This window comes from Pseudomonas tremae (genome assembly GCF_023278125.1).
GTDB classification, from domain to species: domain Bacteria; phylum Pseudomonadota; class Gammaproteobacteria; order Pseudomonadales; family Pseudomonadaceae; genus Aquipseudomonas; species Aquipseudomonas tremae.
The window spans coordinates 1,783,378-1,800,695 of record NZ_CP066270.1 but is presented as its reverse complement, the minus strand read 5'-3'; the positions used below and the strand labels follow the sequence as shown (position 1 = coordinate 1,800,695).

At 59.5% G+C, this 17,318-nt stretch carries 14 protein-coding genes; 6 read left to right on the top strand and 8 right to left on the bottom strand.

What is annotated here, in order from left to right; all coding sequences use genetic code 11:
* Positions 1 to 8: 8 nt before the first annotated feature.
* Both amaA and amaB read right to left on the bottom strand, forming a co-directional pair.
* Positions 9 to 1,295: an L-pipecolate oxidase gene (gene amaA / locus I9H09_RS08360; protein ID WP_122311654.1), complete on the bottom strand. Its 1,287-nt coding sequence runs from the start codon at positions 1,293 to 1,295 to the stop codon at positions 9 to 11.
* Positions 1,296 to 1,337: 42 nt separating this feature from the next.
* On the bottom strand, positions 1,338 to 2,828 hold the full coding sequence (amaB, locus tag I9H09_RS08355; protein ID WP_122311653.1) for an L-piperidine-6-carboxylate dehydrogenase: 1,491 nt from the start codon (positions 2,826 to 2,828) through the stop codon (positions 1,338 to 1,340).
* A 249-nt stretch (positions 2,829 to 3,077) separates the two neighbouring features.
* On the opposite strand from amaB, the gene I9H09_RS08350 reads away from it, so the two are divergent.
* From I9H09_RS08350 to I9H09_RS08340, 3 genes are all read left to right on the top strand, one after another.
* Positions 3,078 to 4,325, top strand: coding sequence for a 2-aminoadipate transaminase (locus tag I9H09_RS08350; RefSeq protein ID WP_122347649.1), 1,248 nt, complete (start codon positions 3,078 to 3,080; stop codon positions 4,323 to 4,325).
* A 22-nt stretch (positions 4,326 to 4,347) separates the two neighbouring features.
* Positions 4,348 to 5,736, top strand: a complete 1,389-nt coding sequence (gene hglS, locus I9H09_RS08345; protein ID WP_122347650.1) for a 2-oxoadipate dioxygenase/decarboxylase HglS — start codon at positions 4,348 to 4,350, stop codon at positions 5,734 to 5,736.
* A gap of 417 nt (positions 5,737 to 6,153) precedes the next feature.
* Positions 6,154 to 7,482: a DUF3100 domain-containing protein gene (locus tag I9H09_RS08340; protein WP_122347651.1), complete on the top strand. Its 1,329-nt coding sequence runs from the start codon at positions 6,154 to 6,156 to the stop codon at positions 7,480 to 7,482.
* Here I9H09_RS08340 and I9H09_RS08335 read toward each other — a convergent pair.
* Positions 7,476 to 8,405, bottom strand: coding sequence for a LysR substrate-binding domain-containing protein (locus I9H09_RS08335; RefSeq protein WP_024689790.1), 930 nt, complete (start codon positions 8,403 to 8,405; stop codon positions 7,476 to 7,478). The genes I9H09_RS08340 and I9H09_RS08335 overlap by 7 nt on opposite strands.
* A 129-nt stretch (positions 8,406 to 8,534) precedes the next feature.
* On the opposite strand from I9H09_RS08335, the gene I9H09_RS08330 reads away from it, so the two are divergent.
* The gene (locus tag I9H09_RS08330; protein WP_005889975.1) at positions 8,535 to 9,911 is read left to right on the top strand and encodes an L-serine ammonia-lyase; all 1,377 of its coding nucleotides are present in this window, start codon (positions 8,535 to 8,537) and stop codon (positions 9,909 to 9,911) included.
* Between the two features lie 48 nt (positions 9,912 to 9,959).
* Here I9H09_RS08330 and I9H09_RS08325 read toward each other — a convergent pair whose 3' ends face one another.
* Positions 9,960 to 10,595 carry a LysE family translocator gene (locus I9H09_RS08325; protein WP_005889973.1) on the bottom strand — a complete coding sequence of 212 codons (636 nt, stop codon included), beginning with the start codon at positions 10,593 to 10,595 and terminating at the stop codon, positions 9,960 to 9,962.
* A 6-nt stretch (positions 10,596 to 10,601) separates the two neighbouring features.
* Positions 10,602 to 11,384, bottom strand: coding sequence for a YqcI/YcgG family protein (locus tag I9H09_RS08320; RefSeq protein ID WP_183142495.1), 783 nt, complete (start codon positions 11,382 to 11,384; stop codon positions 10,602 to 10,604).
* A 150-nt stretch (positions 11,385 to 11,534) separates the two neighbouring features.
* Between I9H09_RS08320 and I9H09_RS08315 the strand changes: the two genes are divergently transcribed.
* Positions 11,535 to 12,461, top strand: coding sequence for a LysR substrate-binding domain-containing protein (locus tag I9H09_RS08315; protein ID WP_122325090.1), 927 nt, complete (start codon positions 11,535 to 11,537; stop codon positions 12,459 to 12,461).
* Between the two features lie 207 nt (positions 12,462 to 12,668).
* Here I9H09_RS08315 and I9H09_RS08310 read toward each other — a convergent pair whose 3' ends face one another.
* From I9H09_RS08310 to I9H09_RS08300, 3 genes are read right to left on the bottom strand one after another with little or no spacing between them, the layout of a single operon-like run.
* On the bottom strand, positions 12,669 to 13,826 hold the full coding sequence (locus tag I9H09_RS08310) for a M20 aminoacylase family protein (RefSeq protein ID WP_053931366.1): 1,158 nt from the start codon (positions 13,824 to 13,826) through the stop codon (positions 12,669 to 12,671).
* A 4-nt stretch (positions 13,827 to 13,830) separates the two neighbouring features.
* Positions 13,831 to 15,348: an aldehyde dehydrogenase family protein gene (locus tag I9H09_RS08305; RefSeq protein ID WP_122347652.1), complete on the bottom strand. Its 1,518-nt coding sequence runs from the start codon at positions 15,346 to 15,348 to the stop codon at positions 13,831 to 13,833.
* A gap of 3 nt (positions 15,349 to 15,351) precedes the next feature.
* A complete protein-coding gene (locus tag I9H09_RS08300; protein WP_122347653.1) occupies positions 15,352 to 16,242 on the bottom strand; it encodes an NAD(P)-dependent oxidoreductase in 891 nt (296 codons plus the stop codon).
* 162 nt (positions 16,243 to 16,404) lie between these two features.
* Here I9H09_RS08300 and I9H09_RS08295 point away from each other — a divergent pair, with 162 nt between their 5' ends.
* Entirely contained in the window at positions 16,405 to 17,310 is a 906-nt protein-coding gene (locus tag I9H09_RS08295; RefSeq protein WP_005889960.1) for a LysR family transcriptional regulator, read from the top strand.
* The last annotated feature ends 8 nt before the right edge of the window (positions 17,311 to 17,318 follow it).

Genomic DNA, 17,318 nt, shown 5'->3' with positions numbered 1-17,318 from the left:
CGATCGTGTCAGAGGACGACGCGCAGGCATTGCCCGGCGTGGTAAAGGGTAAAACCGGCGTCGTAGGCCAATGTACGCAAACCATTGGCCGACACTTTCCTGGTGCCGGAAAAGCTCACCGGCAGCGCCGCTTTATCGTTGCTCAGCAGGTAATCGGCAAAGCATTTGCCCACCAGCGTTCCGGTGGTCACGCCCCGGCCATTGAAACCGGTCGCGGCCAGCAAGCCCGGTGCAGGCTCGAACAGGCGCAGCAAATGGTCTGGGGTAAAGCCGATGCGGCCGGTCCAGGTGCTCTCCCACTCCACCCGCCCCAACTGCGGAAAGTAATGCTGCTGGACGCGGTCAGCCCACCGACGAATGAACCACAATGGATAGTTGCCCGCATTGCCGAGGCTGCCCAGCAACAATCGCCCATGTGCATCGCGGCGAATGTTGCTGAGCACCGTGCGCGTATCCCAAGAACCCTGCCCACCGCGCAGAATGTCCGCTTGCGCCTCACCGCTGAGGGGCTGCGAGGCGACCTGATAGTAATAGCCGGCAAAAATATGGTCCTTGATATCGGTCCACTCACCCTCGGTGTAAGCGTTGGAGGCAATGATCACTTTCTCGGCGCGAACGCTGCCGGTTGCAGTGCAAACCTTCCAGCCATCCGCCGTGCGTTGCAGGCCAGTCACTGGCGACTCGCCGAACAGTTGGCCACCCCGTGCCACGACGTTGAGCGCCATGCCTGACACATATGCCATCGGGTTCACCGTACCCGCGCGATGGTCGAGCAACGCGCCGCTGACCTTGTCGGTGCCGCAGGCATCTTCGCAGGGTTTGCCGGTCAGCAATTCGACGTTCGCACCGCGCCGCTGCCACTGCTCTGCACGGCTTCGCAAATCTGCCAAACCCTTGGCATTGTGTGCCATGTGGAGGTTGCCGGTGCGGGTGTCCTGGCAATCGATGCGGTATTTATCGATGGTCTCAAACACCAGGGCCGGCGCCGCACCCAATGCAGTGTTGAGGCGGCCGGCCTCGACACTGCCCAGCACCTTTTCCAATGCATCGGGCGCCACCCAGGTTCCGGCATTCACCAGACCGACGTTGCGCCCGGAGCCGCCATGACCGACCTGATGTGCTTCGACTACGCAGACTGACTTGCCGCCTTCCAGCAGCCGCAACGCAGCCGACAAACCAGTGAAACCTGCGCCGATGATGCACACGTCGGCGCTCCGCTCCCCGCTCAAGGCCGCGCTGACCGGACGTTGCGGAGTCAATTGTTCCCACAGACAGCCTTCAGCAAACTGCACCATCGAAAAACTCCAGCAATGTCGGGGGAAAAGCGCTCGGTTCGATCAGTCGAAAACGATGCCCTGAGCAAGTGGCAGCTCGCGGGAATAATTGACCGTGTTGGTCTGCCGCCGCATGTAGGCGCGCCATGAATCGGAGCCGGACTCGCGACCGCCTCCGGTTTCCTTCTCGCCGCCGAACGCGCCGCCAATTTCTGCACCGCTGGTGCCGATGTTAACGTTGGCAATGCCGCAATCGCTGCCCGCTGCACTCTGGAAAGCCTCGGCCTCACGCAAGTCAGTGGTAAAAATGCACGAAGACAGGCCCTGCGGCACTTCGTTGTTCAGGCGCAACGCCTCTTCGAAATCGTCGTAGGCCAGCACGTAGAGAATCGGTGCGAAAGTTTCGTGACGTACGACATCGCTCTGGCCGGGCATTTCGGCGATGGCCGGCGTGACGTAATAGCCGTTCGGGTATTTGTCCTGCAACTGGCGCTCGCCGCCGAACACTTCTCCGCCCTCGTCGCGGGCCTTGGTCAGCGCGTTCTGCATGGCCGAGAACGCCTGCTGATCGATCAGCGGACCGATCAGATTGCCTTGGCGTGGATCACCGACACGCACCTTGGCGTAGGCCGCTTTGACGCGGGCGACTACTTCGTCTTTGATAGAACGGTGCACAATCAGACGACGCAACGTGGTGCAACGCTGACCGGCAGTGCCCACGGCGCTAAACAGAATGCCCCGTACGGCCAGGTCGAGATCGGCGCTGGGGGCCAGAATCATGGCGTTGTTGCCGCCCAGTTCCAGAATGCTACGCCCGAAACGCGCAGCCACACGCGGCCCGACTTCGCGGCCCATGCGGGTGCTGCCGGTCGCGCTGATCAATGGCACGCGGGGATCATCGACCAGCGCTTCGCCGGCATCCCGATCACCGATCACCAACTGCGCCAATGCTGCGGGCGCATCACCGAATATCTTCAATGCCTTATCGAACAGCGCCTGGCAGGCCAGTGCAGTCAGCGGGGTCTTTTCCGACGGTTTCCAGATGACCGGGTTGCCGCAGACCAGCGCCAACGTGGTGTTCCAGGCCCAGACCGCAACCGGAAAGTTGAACGCGCTGATCACCCCGACCACACCCAATGGGTGCCAGGTTTCACGCATGTGGTGGCCAGGACGCTCCGAGGCGATGGTCAGACCATACAACTGACGCGACAGACCGACGGCGAAGTCGCAGATGTCGATCATTTCCTGCACTTCACCCAGACCTTCCTGAGTGATTTTGCCTGCCTCGACCGACACCAGTTCGCCAAGGTCAGCCTTATGCTCGCGCAGCACTTCACCAAAAATCCGCACCAGTTCGCCACGGCGCGGGGCCGGGACGGTGCGCCATTGCAGGAACGCGCTGTGGGCGCTGTCGATGCGTGCCACTACCTGCGTCTTGTTTTCGAGCGTGACCGAGGCAATCTGGCTGCCATCAATCGGGGTGTAAACCGGGTAATTCCCTTGTGTGTGGGCACTGTTCGCCACACCCAGACGTGCTAATAATTCGGCAACCATGCTGATTCTCCTGTCATGGACTAGAAATCACGGATAACCGCAGTATTGATCCAGACACGGCCAGCCCACAAACGACGTTTTTGAAAAACATGATTCCTTTTAGGAATGAACTTCTGGCCACTTGGAACGATTAAGCCCCTCACTTCGGGAATTATTGGAATGACCCGGTGATTTTATTTCGTTTGCGAGCGAAGTCCGATGTTTGCTTGGATACGCCCATCAAGATCACCCGACGCCAGGGCCAGGCCGATGAGCGAACACATCAGCGAATCCATTTCCTTTGTCCACAACATGACGCTGTCTCATGGCCGCAATGCCGAAGTCTGGGACACCACCGGCAAGCGTTACATCGACTTCGTCGGCGGCATCGGTGTGCTCAACCTGGGGCATTGCAACCCGCAAGTAGTCCGGGCGATTCAGGATCAGGCCGCAAAGTTGACTCACTATTGTTTCAACGCCACGCCTCACGATCCGTATATCCAGTTCATGCGACAACTCACGGAATTTGTTCCGGTGAATTACCCGCTGAGCGGCATGCTCACCAACAGCGGTGCAGAAGCGGCAGAGAATGCGCTGAAAATCGTGCGTGGGGCAACCGGGCGCACTGCAGTGATCGCCTTTGACGGCGGTTTTCACGGCCGCACGCTGGCGACGCTAAACCTTAACGGCAAGGTCGCGCCCTACAAACAGAAAGTCGGCGTGCTGCCCGGCCCGGTGTTCCACATCCCCTTCCCTAGCAAGGACAACGGCGTGACCACCGAACAGGCGCTCATGGCAATGGATCGGCTGTTCAGCGTCGAGATCGATGTCAACGATGTAGCCTGTTTCATCTTCGAACCAGTGCAGGGTGAAGGCGGCTTTCTGGCCATGGAAGCGGACTTTGCCCAAGCGCTGCGAACGTTCTGCGATGAGCACGGCATCGTGTTGATTGCCGACGAAATCCAGTCCGGCTTCGGACGTACCGGGCAGCGCTTCGCATTCAGCCGGCTGGGCATCGAACCGGATCTTATCCTGCTCGGCAAAAGCATCGCCGGCGGCATCCCGCTCGGGGCCGTGGTGGGACGCAAGGCGCTGATCGACAACCTGCCAAAAGGCGGACTGGGGGGCACCTATTCCGGCAACCCGATTGGCTGCGCGGCGGGCCTGGCATCGCTGGCGCAGATGACCGATGCCAATCTCTCGAGTTGGGGCGAACAACAGGAAAGCGCCATTGTTGCGCGCTACAACGCCTGGCAGGCGAGCAAACTGTCGCCCTGCCTCGGCAGGCTGACCGGCCTCGGCTGCATGCGTGGCATCGAGTTGACCACCCCGGACGGCAAACCCGGCACACGGCAGCTCGCCGCGCTGCTTGAATCAGCCAGAGACGCCGGTCTGTTGTTGATGCCCAGCGGCAAGTCACGGCACATCATTCGATTGCTGATCCCGCTGACCATTGAGTCACAAGTACTGCACGAAGGGCTGGATATTTTCGAGCGTTGCCTGGCGGCGCTGGCTTGAACCTGTACGGAGAGACACGCTGATGAGTACCGCACGCTTTTTCGACCCTGACAGAATCCGCGCTGACTTCTCCAGTGCCATGTCGCAGATGTACCAGCACGAAGTGCCGCTGTACGGCACGCTCATGGAGCTGGTGAGCGAGGTCAATGAGCAAGTTATGAGCCGCGACAGCAAAGTACTGAACAGCCTGCGCCAGACCGGCGAAATTCAGCGCCTCAACAAGGAGCGTCACGGCGCGATACGCGTCGGTACGGCGCAGGAACTGGCTACCCTCGCCCGCCTCTTTGCCGTGATGGGCATGCAGCCGGTCGGTTACTACGACCTGACACCCGCTGGCGTGCCGGTTCACTCCACGGCATTCCGCGCCGTGCATGAGCAGGCGTTGCAGGTCAGCCCGTTTCGGGTGTTTACCTCATTGCTGCGCCTGGAGCTGATCGAGAGCGACAGACTGCGCGAATTCGCCAGTCAGGTGCTGGCCAAGCGCTCGATTTTCACACCCGGTGCCTTGGCGTTGATCGAGAAGCATGAAACCGACGGCGGGTTGAGTGAAACCGATGCGACCGAATTCATTCAGCAGGCGCTGGAAACCTTTCGCTGGCACAACACCGCCACTGTCTCGCTCGACGAATATAAAAAGCTCAACGCCCAGCACCGCTTGATCGCTGACGTAGTGGCGTTTCATGGCCCGCACATCAATCACCTGACACCACGAACGCTGGACATTGATGCGGTGCAAAGCGGCATGCCCGGCAAAGGCATCACGCCCAAGGCCGTGGTCGAAGGTCCGCCGCGTCGCCAATGTCCCATCCTGCTGCGCCAGACCAGCTTCAAGGCGCTTGAAGAACCGATCATCTTCATCGGTCAGGGCGGCAATCAGTCAGGCAGTCATTCGGCACGCTTTGGCGAAATCGAACAGCGCGGCGCGGCCCTGACGCCCAAAGGCCGCGCGCTGTATGACCGGCTGTTGAATGAAGCCCGTGAAGAGCTGGGTGAGTTCCCCAACGAAGCCAATGCCGTGCGCTACGCAGGGCTGCTGGAAAAGACCTTCAAGGCGTTCCCGGACAGTCACGATGAAATGCGTGCGCAGGGTCTGGCCTACTTTCGCTATCTCCCGACTGAATCGGACAACGCTGAACGCAGGTCCGGCACCCTGAAGCAGCTTATCGAGGCCGGCCATGTGCGCTTCGAGCCGCTGGTGTACGAAGACTTCCTGCCAGTCAGCGCGGCGGGGATCTTTCAGTCCAACCTTGGCGACAACGCCCAGGCGCATTACACCACCCAGTCAAACCGACAGGATTTCGAACAGGCACTGGGACGCGAGACGCTTGATGAACTGGCGCTGTACGCCGACACTGAGCGCCGCTCGCTGGAGGCGTGTGCCAGGGCGCTGGGGCTGACAACACTGGCCTGACCTGATCTCAGATAGTCGCAACCAATCTCGTTCCCTACGCTCCGCGTGGGAACGCATTTGGTGACGCTCTGCGTCATCTTTTCAGGTCCTTTCTGTGTTCTGTTTAAAGCAACGATAAATAAAATCCGTAATATTGGTGTGCAACCCTGCGCTATGCATACTGCGGTGGCGAGTGGACATCAAAGCGCCGTATTCAAAGGCTCATCCCGGCGAACAACGCACCTGACGATCCCTCATAAAAGGCTCGAAGCAGCCTGGTCCGGTTCACGTCGGACGCTATAAAAATACTCGGCCGGATAACGGTCTCCATGACTCCATGGACTTCAACGCTGCCCTGGCGCTTCACGGCGCCGACCTGAAAACAGAATAACTATTGATAAGGCCCGAAAAAGGCCATCAGCAGGCAAGGGGATCATCATGCAAGACGCACACGCTGCAGTGGCGGGCAACGACCAAGCGGTTTCATCTATGGTGAAATTGTATGTCTGGGCTGCCGTTATCCTCATCATTGCCGAAAGTATCGGCGCAATCAGTATCCCGCTGGGCCCCGGCAAGGTGGTATTGCTGCCGATGGTCTGGGCGCTGCTGATCGGCGCGGTAGTGGGCATCGCCAGTCGGCGCCTGCCAGGCACCATCGGTATCGATCATCGCACTCAATTGCGTGCGGCCTCCATTCTGCAACCTGCCCTGCTGATCTTCATCGCCAAACTCGGCCTGGTGGTGGGTGGTTCGCTGCCTGTGGTGTTCGCGTCAGGATGGGCCTTGGTGTTTCAGGAGTTCGGCCACTTTGTCGGCACCGTGATGCTCGGCCTGCCTGTGGCGCTGATGCTCGGTATCAAGCGCGAAGCAGTTGGCGCAACCTTCTCGGTTGGCCGCGAGCCCAGCCTGGCGATCATCGGTGAGCGCTACGGCATGGACTCTCCAGAAGGTTGCGGGGTGCTCGCCGAATACCTGACCGGGACGCTGTTCGGTGCGTTGTTCATAGCTATCGTCGCGGGCTATATCGCCAGTCTGGGAATTTTTCATCCCAATTCACTGGCGATGGGCTCAGGCATCGGCTCGGGGAGCATGATGGCCGCCGCCGCGGGTGCCATTGCAGCGCAGCAGACGCCGGAAGTGGCCAAGGAAGTCATGACGCTGGCCGCTGCTTCCAACCTGATCACCACCACCATCGGCACCTACTTCACGCTGTTCATTTCCTTGCCGCTGGCGGTGTGGGGCTATCGGGTGCTTGAGCCGCTGATAGGCCGCACCACCAAAGCCTCGATGAGCGATGAGGGGCTGCGCCAGAGCGATGTATTGCTGGAAGCGCCGGAGCTGGGCTGGTCGGGCAAGATCAGTGCGTGGCTGGCGGCCGGTGCGCTGGCCTTGATTGCCAACTATGTGGGTTACAAGACCTTGTCTGCAGATGCCTTTACCGGCATGGGCATCATGATTTTCTGTGCATTCGTCGGTGAAGCACTGTGCAGCCTCATCGGTCGCAAGATCCCTGCGGTGTGTACGGTGTCACTGGTGGCGATGTTCCTGACTTCGCCGGCCTGCCCTTGGGCTGCCGAGATCGCCCGACTGACCAGTTCGATCAACCTGCTGGCGGTCATTACCCCGATGCTGACCTTCGCCGGGCTGTCGATCGCCAAGGACCTGCCAGCTTTCCGCCGCCTGGGCTGGCGTATCGTGCTGGTATCGTTCCTGGCTAACTTCGGCACCTTCATCGGCGCCGTGTTGATTGCCGAGCTGTTTCATTGATTCACAGCAAACTGGCTCGCCGCCTCGCTCACCAGCCAGTCATGCACGGCGCGGCGAGCCGGGGTGGTTAGCGCGCCTTCGCGATAGGCCAGGACGTATTTCTTCCTGGCCTTGATCGGATGCCCGAACGGTACAATCAGCAGACCCTGTTCCAGTTCATCGGTAATCAGCGCCTTGCGGGCAATCGCGACACCCATGCCCATGCGTGCGGCGTCGATGGTCAGGTGGTTGCGGTTGAAGGTATGGCCGCGACGCACGTCGATGCCGTCTGCGCCGATAGCCGTCAGATAAAACTCCCATTCAGCATATTCATAGCTGCCGCGCCAGGCAGTGATGTCGTGCAGCAGTGGAAAATGCGCCAGCTGGCTTGGCGTATCCAGCGGCGGCTTACCAACCAGCAGGCTCGGCGAACAGACCGGGAACAGCTCTTCTTCCAGCAAAGGCGTAGTCGACAGGCCCGGATAACTGCCGTCGTTCAGGTCGATGGCCAGATCGAAATCATCATCACGCAGCGAGCCGCTGCTGTCCTCGGCGATGATTCGCAACTGGATGTCCGGAAACGCTGCCTGCAAGCGTGGCAGACGCGGCATCAGCCACTTGCTGAGAAACGAAGGAATACAACGCAGCCTGAACACCCCGCCGATACGCCCGGAATACAGCAGCCGCAGCTCTTCGCTGATACGGCTCTGCACCTCGTTGGCGACCACCGCCAGACGCTGACCCTCAGCCGTCAGCTCAAGCCCGCGCCCGACCCGATGAAACAGCGCAAACCCCAGACGCTCTTCGAGCTGACGCATCTGCTGACTGATCGCGCCCGGAGTGACGTGCAGCTCTTCCGCGCAGCGGGTGAAGGAAAGATGTCGGGCGGCGCAGGCAAAGACCTGTAACCAGGCGTGCATCTGTGCGTTGAAGATTCTGCTCATTGAAGAGTTCCGCTAAAGCGTTGCATAGCAACAATCGTTTGTTGTTTCGACCGTCGAAGCCAAAGATGAGGACCAGAAAAAGGGGAATACCGAATTCCCGTGCATCATCTCACTTGAAGGACCTCCGTGATGGCCATCAGCGTCTTCGACATGTTCAAAATCGGCATTGGGCCGTCCAGTTCCCACACCGTAGGGCCAATGCGCGCCGGGGCGCTGTTCGTGACCGAGCTGCGCAACCAGAACCGGTTGCCCGGCGTAGAACGTATCGAGGTGCGATTGTACGGATCTCTTTCCGCCACGGGCATCGGTCATGGCAGCGACCGTGCCACTGTCATGGGCTTGATGGGCGAGTGGCCAGACCAGATCGACCCCAGTCAGGTCAATCAGCGGATCGATGCATTGCGCGCGGACAACCAGTTGCTGCTGGCGGGCGAGCAGCCCATCACTTTCGTCTGGGAGCGCGACATGTGCCTGCTCGACGAAAGCCTGCCCTACCATCCCAACGGCATGACGTTGTGCGCCTACGGCAAGAGCGGCGAAATTCACGAGCAGACCTACTACTCAGTGGGCGGCGGTTTCGTGATTGACGCCGAGCAGGCAGCCAGTGGCGTACTGGACAGTGACACGACTGTGCTGCCCTATGACTTTTTCAGCGGCGCGCAATTGCTGAGACTGTGCAAGACCCACGGCATGAGCATTTCCGAACTGATGATGGCCAATGAAAAGGTCTGGCGCAGCGAGGAGGAAATTCGCGAAAAGATCATGGTCATCTGGGCAGCGATGCGCGCCTGCGTGGACAAGGGTTTGCTCGAAACCGGCATCCTGCCCGGCGGCCTGAACGTGCGGCGTCGCGCTTACCGTTTGCATCAGAACCTGCAGAACCTCGATAACCCGAACGTCATCGGCTCGACCTTGAGCGCCATGGAGTGGGTCAACCTGTTCGCTCTGGCCGTCAACGAAGAAAACGCGGCCGGCGGGCGCATGGTCACCGCGCCCACCAACGGGGCAGCCGGTATCGTGCCTGCGGTGCTGCATTACTTCATGAAGTTCAAACCCACAGCCAATGACGACGACGTCGTGCGCTTCTTTCTGAGCGCCGCAGCGGTGGGCATTCTGTGCAAGAAAAATGCGTCGATCTCGGGTGCCGAGGTCGGCTGTCAGGGTGAAGTGGGCTCGGCCTGCGCCATGGCCGCTGCGGGCCTGGCAGAGATCCTTGGCGCTACGCCTGAGCAAGTGGAAAACGCCGCCGAGATCGGCCTGGAACACAACCTGGGCCTGACCTGCGACCCGGTTGGCGGGCTGGTGCAGATCCCCTGCATCGAGCGCAACGCAATTGCTGCCGTGAAGGCAATCAACGCAGCACAAATGGCCCTGCGCGGCGACGGCGAGCACCACATATCGCTGGATCATGCCATCCGTACCATGCGCGATACCGGCGCGGACATGCATGACAAATACAAGGAAACCTCACGCGGCGGGCTGGCGGTGAACCTGATCGAGTGCTGATCCGCTCAGGCGTATATCGCGGGTTCGACGAGCACTGGCTCAACTGAGTTATTGATTCAACAGCGTTGAGCCCGAATAGAAAATCCCGCCCAGTGCGATCAGCAGCAAGGTCACGCTGGAAACGATTTCGATCTTGCGCTTGTACTTCAAGGCCAGTTTCTGGCGCATCAGGAAGATGTAGGCGAACAGGATCGACAGGTCAATGATGATCCACAGCACAGACAACAAGGCAATGCTGCCCTTGAACGATTCGGTGACGTGGATGAACTGCGGAAAAAACGAGACGAAGAAGATGATGTCCTTCGGATTGGAAATCCCCACCAGAAAACCTGTCACCAGACCGCTATGCCTGCTGCGCGGGGGCAGCGGCGCTGCTTCGGTCTGCGACGGAGCGTAACGCATCGCGTGCTCCAGCGCTTGCACCGACAGGTAAGCGATAAAGAAGCAGCCGATCAGGCTGATCCAGTTGAGCATACTAACGCTCACCGACAGCGTACCCGTCAGGATCAATGCCGCGACCAGCACCAACACCAGCGACGCCCAATTAGTGCCCAGCGCCGTCAGCATCGCGCGTTTCGGCCCGCACGCCAGGCTGGTGTTGACGATCAGTGCCACTACCGGGCCAGGGGTGATGATCAACATGAACACGCTGAACATGTAGATCAGCAGCAACGATATATCCATGGGTACTCAACGCTCTTTCAAATGGTCAGTCTTGTCGACTTTGATGTGCAGAGGACAGCGGGACAATGCCAGCCCGCCCTCTTCATATAATTGGTACTGCTTCCATTCCAGGCTGTTGCGATCACCGAAAAAGCCCAGCGTGTCAGGTACAACTCCGTTGTTGTAATCGGCGACCCGCTGACGAATTTTTTCCCTGACCTTGCGGCCACTGTCCGTCTCGGCGCTTGCCACCTCGTCGAAGTTCTCGCGAGGGTTGACCACAAATACAATGTGCCCGCCCAGCGACCGGCTTTTCATCGCACTGTGGCGGGGAAAACTCATGTTGATGAACATCGGCAGCCCGGCAAAGTGGTAAGTCCACTCGAATATTTCAGGGTTGCTGCAGGCATCGGCGGGCCAAGGGGATCGGTCATCGTCATGCAAATGTTGCAACGTAGCCCAGGCATAGGCCTGTTCCTCGGCCAGGCTGTTGAAATCGTTTATCTCGAAAATGACGATCAACGGATTGAACAGGCGATCTTCAAGTGGCGTGTCATTGACGAACCTCACGTACTCTTCCATGCCGTCGCGCAACGCCTGCTGCTCATGCTCACGGGGGATGAACAGCAGCAGGCAACTTCCGGACTTGTTGGCACGACGTCCGAACAGACAAGGGAAGCCCTTGTCACTCAGCACCTGTTCGAACTGCCTGTAAGCCTGAACTCTCCAGCCCATTTCCTGAGCGGTATCACTTTCCAGCAAGTGCCTTACAACAGATTGACGCAGCAGCATTTCGGACTTGGGCAGCATATTCGCTCACGCACGCAGCAGATAAGAACACCGCCTTATTGTTTATTTTTTACGACAGTGACGAGCCGGCGATTCTGACTGGAGTCGGGTGCGCGGAAAAATGGAAAAACGTGTAACCTACTATGATAAATAATCATGGTTAGTTATCACATGACTGAACGTATACCGCCTCTTTACGCGCTCAGAGCCTTTGAAGTGGCAGCTCGATCATGCTCATTCACGCGTGCTGCGCAAGAGCTTTCACTTACTCAAAGTGCTATCAGCCGCCATATTCGTACCTTGGAAGAAACCCTTGGCTGCCGTCTGTTCGAGCGCAATGGCCCGAGGCTTTCACTCAGTGACGAGGGCCGGCGGTTGTCCAGCCAGCTAAAGATCGGCTTCCGGATCATCGAGGACGCCTGCCAGCCGTTTCGTGGTCAGGGCGCGAATCTGCGTCTCAAATCACCTTCCACCCTGACCATGAGGTGGCTGCTGCACGCACTTGAATCCTTCAAACAGCCCGCCCCCGCTCTGCCGGTTCAACTGTCCAGCGTATGGATGGACTTTGATAGTGTGGACTTTTACTCAGAGCCTTACGACTGCGCGATTCTGCTGGGCAATGGCAACTTTGGCGCCGAGGTGGAAACCTGCAAGCTGTTCGATGAATGGCTGATCCCGATATGTTCGGCGGACACATTGGGGGATCAGCCGTGGGGGCCGGAGCGATTGCAGGCTGCCGAGCTCATCCACCCGTCCAGTGACCGCCGCGACTGGCGGCGCTGGCTGACCCGCATGGACCTGGCCGGTCAGGTGACGTTGAGCCAGGGAAAAGTCTTCGACACACTTGATCAGGGCATTACTGCTGCGGTCAGAGGGCATGGCGTATCCATCGGCGATCTGTTTCTGGTCGCCGATGACTTGAACGAGGGTCAGGTGTTTTTACCCTTCCAATCGGCGGTCGGGACCGGGGATGCCTACTACCTGGTCTGGCTGCAGGACAGCTTCAAGCGCCAGCGGGTATTGGAATTGCGCGACCACCTACTGACCTGCCTGCCGGACATATCCAGTATTCGTGTGCAATTGCTCGCAGCACCTTGATTGACAGCCTGGCCATTTATAGGCCTTAGGCCTATTGTTCCGCACGCTCTGCGTGGGAATGCATGTCTCGACGCTCTGCGTCGAAAGCCGGACGCAGAGCCCCTACACACGAGGTCGGTCGTTATACGCTGCTGAAACCACACAGCAGCAGACCGACCAGAAACCACTTCGGGAGTGTGTATAACGATAAGCGCGCAGGCCAACCATTCAACTCAGCGGCAGACACTGCTCCACCAGCGAAGTCCAGACCGCGACACCCGGCTCAATGACCTGGTCGTTGAAGTCGTAATACGGGTTGTGCAACGCCGCCGATGGTTTATCGCCATCGACGCCCATCCAGATGTACGCGCCCGGACAGGCATGCAGCATGAAGGCGAAATCTTCGGAGGCCATGGACGGATTGCAGCCCCACTGCACGCTGGCCTCCCCCACCGCTGCAACCGCTGCGCGACGAATCGTGGCGGCGGCTTCGGGATGGTTTTCGGTGACCGGGTAACCGACGTTGTAGACCAGCTCGCCGCGCACACCGAAGGCCGTTGGCAGACGCTCGACGAATTCACCGATCAGTTGCTGGACCTTCTCGCGTACCGGCGTCTGCAGACAACGCACGGTGCCACGCAACGTGGCGGTTTCCGGAATAACATTGATCGCTTCACCGGCATTGAACTGGGTGATGCTGACCACCGCCGAATCCAGTGGCGAGAGACGTCGGGAAACAATGGTTTGCAAACCGAGTACCAGTTCGGCGGCCGCCACGATCGGGTCATAGCCCTTGTCCGGCATGGCCGCATGGCTGCCCTTGCCGGTCAGGGTAATTTCGAAAGTGTCCAGCGACGCCATCATTGGTCCCGGATTGATCACCACCTTGCCCGCAGGCACACCCGGCCAGTTGTGCAGGCCATAAATAGCTTCCATCGGAAACAGCTCGAACAGACCGTCGTCGATCATCCGCTGAGCGCCACCCAGGTTTTCCTCGGCAGGCTGAAAGACAAAATGCACCGTACCGGCGAACCGGCGGGTTTCCGACAGGTGCCGGGCGGTGGCCAGCAGGATCGCCGTGTGGCCGTCGTGCCCGCAGGCGTGCATGCAGCCTTTGTGTGCCGACTTGTGCACGCTGTCGCCCAGTTCCTGAATCGGCAAGGCGTCCATGTCGGCACGAATGCCGATAGTCGGGCCATCGCCGTTGCGCAGGGTGCCGACCACACCTGTACCACCCAGCCCGCGATGCACCTCAAGGCCAAAACCGGTGAGCAGATCAGCCACCTTGTCTGAGGTTTTCAGCTCTTGAAAGCCCAGCTCCGGCGCTGCATGAAGGGTACGGCGCCAGACGGTTGCTTCGTCAATCAGTGTCTTTGAAATGGACATGTGCTTACTCCAGGCTCGCGCCGTAGCCAAAACTGGCGGCAGGCTTGGCTGCGGTTTCGACCCAGACACTTTTCACTTCGCTGTATTCACGCAGTGCATCCAGGCCGGACGATCGGCCATAGCCACTGTCACCATAGCCGCCAAACGGCGAGCTGACGTGAATGGTCTTGTAACCGTTGACCCAGAACGTACCGGCACGCACCTGTTTTGCAACGCGATGAGCACGCCCGACATCGCGAGTCCAGACGCCACCGGCCAGGCCAAAGCGGCTGTCGTTGGCGATACGAATCGCGTCTTCTTCATCCTTGAACGGGATGGCCACCACCACCGGGCCGAAGATTTCTTCCTGGGCACAGTGCAAATCGTTGGTGCCCGCCAGTACGGTCGGGTTGATGTAGTAACCCGGTTTTTCCGGGACAGGATCAGCCTGCGAGCCAACCAGCCTGGCGCCATCTTTCAAGGCGCGCTCGACCATGCTTTTCACATGGTTGTATTGCTTGGCGTTGTTGATCGGGCCGATCTGGGTTTCCGGATCGCTCGGGTCACCCACCTTGAATTGCGTGGCGGCGACCGCCAGCGCGTTGGTGAACTTCTCGAAAATCGACTCCTGTACCAACAGCCGTGAACCGGAAACGCAGCTCTGCCCGGCACCGGAAAAGATCGCTGCCTGAGCACCGCGCAGGGCGACGTCCAGATCGGCATCCTCGAAGACGATGTTGGCTGACTTGCCGCCCAGCTCCAGCACTGCGGGAATACAGCGCTGCGCCGCCGCTACGGCAATATGCCTGCCGGTTGCCGGCGAACCGACGAATACCACTTTGCGTATATCAGCCTTGGCGATAAACGCTTGGCCAATGGAATGGCCAAAGCCTGCGATCACGTTGACCAGCCCTTTCGGCACACCGGCACGCTCGATCAATACACCGACGATCAGCGAGCTGAGCGGCGTCAGTTCGGACGGCTTGAGGATGACGGCATTACCGGCGGCAATCGCTGGAGCAATCTGCCAGCCGCAGGTGAACACCGGCGCGTTCCACGGGGTGATCTGCAACACGGTGCCCAGCGGCTCGTAGGTCACGTAGTTGAGGTGCGTGGTCGGCACCGGGATGATCTCGCCGTGCAGTTTGTCCGCCCAACCAGCGTAATATTCGAACATTTCGGCAACTTTGAGCACTTCGACGCGAGCATCACGAATCGGCTTGTTGGCCGTCAGGGACTCGACCTGCGCGGTATTTTCCAGCTCGTCGCGAATCAGATTACCTACCTGATACATGGCGCGACCACGCGCTTGGGCAGTCAATGCCCACCATTGCTGTTGCGCTGCCTTGGCAGCCTTGTCAGCGACGGCGACCAACGATTCGTCGGCATCCGGAAAACTCAGCAACAGACTGTCGTCATGAGCATTGCGAACTTCAACCGGTGCGCCGTGGCCTTCGATGAACTCACCGCCGACGTAGCTGGCGATAACACTGCGGTCCCCCCAATAAGGGCGCATCAGTTCGAGGATTTTTGCAGTGCTCATCAATTATTCTCCATGACCGTAAAGTGCGGCATCGGTGCGTTGCACGATGGCGCAGAAGTCTTCGTTGTCTGCCAGGGTTTCGCTGCTGGCTTGCCACAATTGCGCGACCACACGCGACAGCGGCAGGTCCATGTCCAGACTGTCGGCCAGATCACTGGCCAGGCCCACGTCCTTGCGCATCAGCCCCATCGTGAAACCGGAGTCATACGCCTTGTTGAGCACCCAGGTGGGGAACATGACTTGCGTGGCACCGCTGCGACCGGATCCGGCGTTGAGACCTTGCAGGAGTTTTTCCGGATCGACACCTGCACGCGCCGCCATTGCGACCGCTTCGGCGGTGCTGATCAGGTGGCAGGCGGCAAGCATATTGTTGGCGATTTTGGCCACATTGCCCGCACCACACTGGCCGACATGCACGCGGGTACCGCTCATGCCTTCCAGCACCGGCATGACGCGCGCCAGATCGGCGTCTTCGGCGCCGATGACCATCGACATGGTGCCGGTGGCTGCGCCTTTCGGGCCGCCGGAGACAGGGGCATCGATAAACGCGATACCGGTTTTTGCCAGTTCGGCGGCCACCTTGCGGCTCATTTCCGGCGTTGAGGTGGTGGTGTCGACCACCACCAGGCCCTTGCGACCGAATTCGCTGATGCCACCTGCGCCGAGGCACACCGACTCCACGTGTTCGGCCTTGGGCAACGACAGAATCAGAATGTCGACGCTCTGAATCAGTTGCTTGCGGTCGGCAACCGGCTTGACGCCTTTGCTTTCGGCCTGGGCCAGCGCAGCCTGCGACAGGTCGAAGCCGCTCACGTCAAAGCCCTTGCCGGCCAGGGTGGCGGCCATGCCTCCACCCATGTTGCCCAATCCGATCACACCTGTTTTCAAAGTCATGTCTGCATCTCGATTAAAGGTTGTGTACGCATTCGAAGATGACGCTGCCAGCGGCTATCGCCAGCCCTGTGCCGATGATTCGAGTATGGACAGCGCTTTACCCTCTCAGCAATAATCCGAAAATCGAATTTATGTTGCCTTTAGCGCAACACTGGAAGCCCCATGAGCCTCGTCCAAGATCGACGCATCCTGTACTTCTTCGAAGCCGTCAGACTGGGCAGTGTCCGGGCTGCGGCAGATTTCCTGAACGTGGCGCCCTCAGCGGTCAGCCGCCAGATTGCCCAGTTGGAACAGGAACTCGGTTCGCCCCTGCTGGAACGTCATCGTCGTGGCGTCAAACCGACCGAAGCGGGCGACAGGGTGCTGGCATACTACCGCCAGCGATTGACTCAGCAAGAGGTGCTGCTGGATTCGATTCAGGCCCTGAAAGGCCTGCACAGCGGCTCTGTAACGCTGGTCTCCGGAGAAGGGTTTCTCGAAAGTCTGGCACAACCGCTGGCGCGGTTTTCCGAGATGTATCCGAAAATCGAGTTGCTCGTGAATGTCTGCGGCAGCAATGAAGTGATCCGCCAGGTGGTCGAGGATGAAGCGCACATCGGCTTGGTATTCAACCCGGCTGCCGACCCGAAAATCCGCTCGCATGCTCATCAGCGTCAGCCAGTCTGCGTGATAACAGGGCCGGATCATCCGCTGACCGATGAACCTGGGCCGATACAGCTTCGGGCGCTCGAGCAGTACCGCGTCGCGCTGCCAGCGGTGTCTTACGGCATTCGCCAGATTCTCCTGCAAGCCGAGCATCAACTGGGCATTACGGTGCAACCGACGCTGACCTGCAGCACCTTCGCGATGCTCAAGCATTTCGCCATGCAGGGCGGTATCACGTTGCTGCCGACCTTCGTCGTGGAGGAAGAAATCAAGTCCGGAAAACTGCGCGCCCTGCCCTTGCAGCATGAAGTGTTCAGCAGCCCGCAGACGCACCTGATCAGCCGCCTGGGCCGCCAATTGAGTGTCGGTGCCAATCGTTTGATGGGCATGCTGTTACAAGATATGACGGCGTTTCGCAATTGACCGACCGT

What these genes read in the sequence shown, in the direction of transcription:
- amaA (WP_122311654.1), bottom strand. Translation starts at nt 1,295, where the DNA reads ATGGTGCAGTTTGCTGAAGGCTGTCTGTGGGAACAATTGACTCCGCAA.
- amaB (WP_122311653.1), bottom strand. Translation starts at nt 2,828, where the DNA reads ATGGTTGCCGAATTATTAGCACGTCTGGGTGTGGCGAACAGTGCCCAC.
- I9H09_RS08350 (WP_122347649.1), top strand. Translation starts at nt 3,078, where the DNA reads ATGAGCGAACACATCAGCGAATCCATTTCCTTTGTCCACAACATGACG.
- hglS (WP_122347650.1), top strand. Translation starts at nt 4,348, where the DNA reads ATGAGTACCGCACGCTTTTTCGACCCTGACAGAATCCGCGCTGACTTC.
- I9H09_RS08340 (WP_122347651.1), top strand. Translation starts at nt 6,154, where the DNA reads ATGCAAGACGCACACGCTGCAGTGGCGGGCAACGACCAAGCGGTTTCA.
- I9H09_RS08335 (WP_024689790.1), bottom strand. Translation starts at nt 8,405, where the DNA reads ATGAGCAGAATCTTCAACGCACAGATGCACGCCTGGTTACAGGTCTTT.
- I9H09_RS08330 (WP_005889975.1), top strand. Translation starts at nt 8,535, where the DNA reads ATGGCCATCAGCGTCTTCGACATGTTCAAAATCGGCATTGGGCCGTCC.
- I9H09_RS08325 (WP_005889973.1), bottom strand. Translation starts at nt 10,595, where the DNA reads ATGGATATATCGTTGCTGCTGATCTACATGTTCAGCGTGTTCATGTTG.
- I9H09_RS08320 (WP_183142495.1), bottom strand. Translation starts at nt 11,384, where the DNA reads ATGCTGCCCAAGTCCGAAATGCTGCTGCGTCAATCTGTTGTAAGGCAC.
- I9H09_RS08315 (WP_122325090.1), top strand. Translation starts at nt 11,535, where the DNA reads ATGACTGAACGTATACCGCCTCTTTACGCGCTCAGAGCCTTTGAAGTG.
- I9H09_RS08310 (WP_053931366.1), bottom strand. Translation starts at nt 13,826, where the DNA reads ATGTCCATTTCAAAGACACTGATTGACGAAGCAACCGTCTGGCGCCGT.
- I9H09_RS08305 (WP_122347652.1), bottom strand. Translation starts at nt 15,348, where the DNA reads ATGAGCACTGCAAAAATCCTCGAACTGATGCGCCCTTATTGGGGGGAC.
- I9H09_RS08300 (WP_122347653.1), bottom strand. Translation starts at nt 16,242, where the DNA reads ATGACTTTGAAAACAGGTGTGATCGGATTGGGCAACATGGGTGGAGGC.
- I9H09_RS08295 (WP_005889960.1), top strand. Translation starts at nt 16,405, where the DNA reads ATGAGCCTCGTCCAAGATCGACGCATCCTGTACTTCTTCGAAGCCGTC.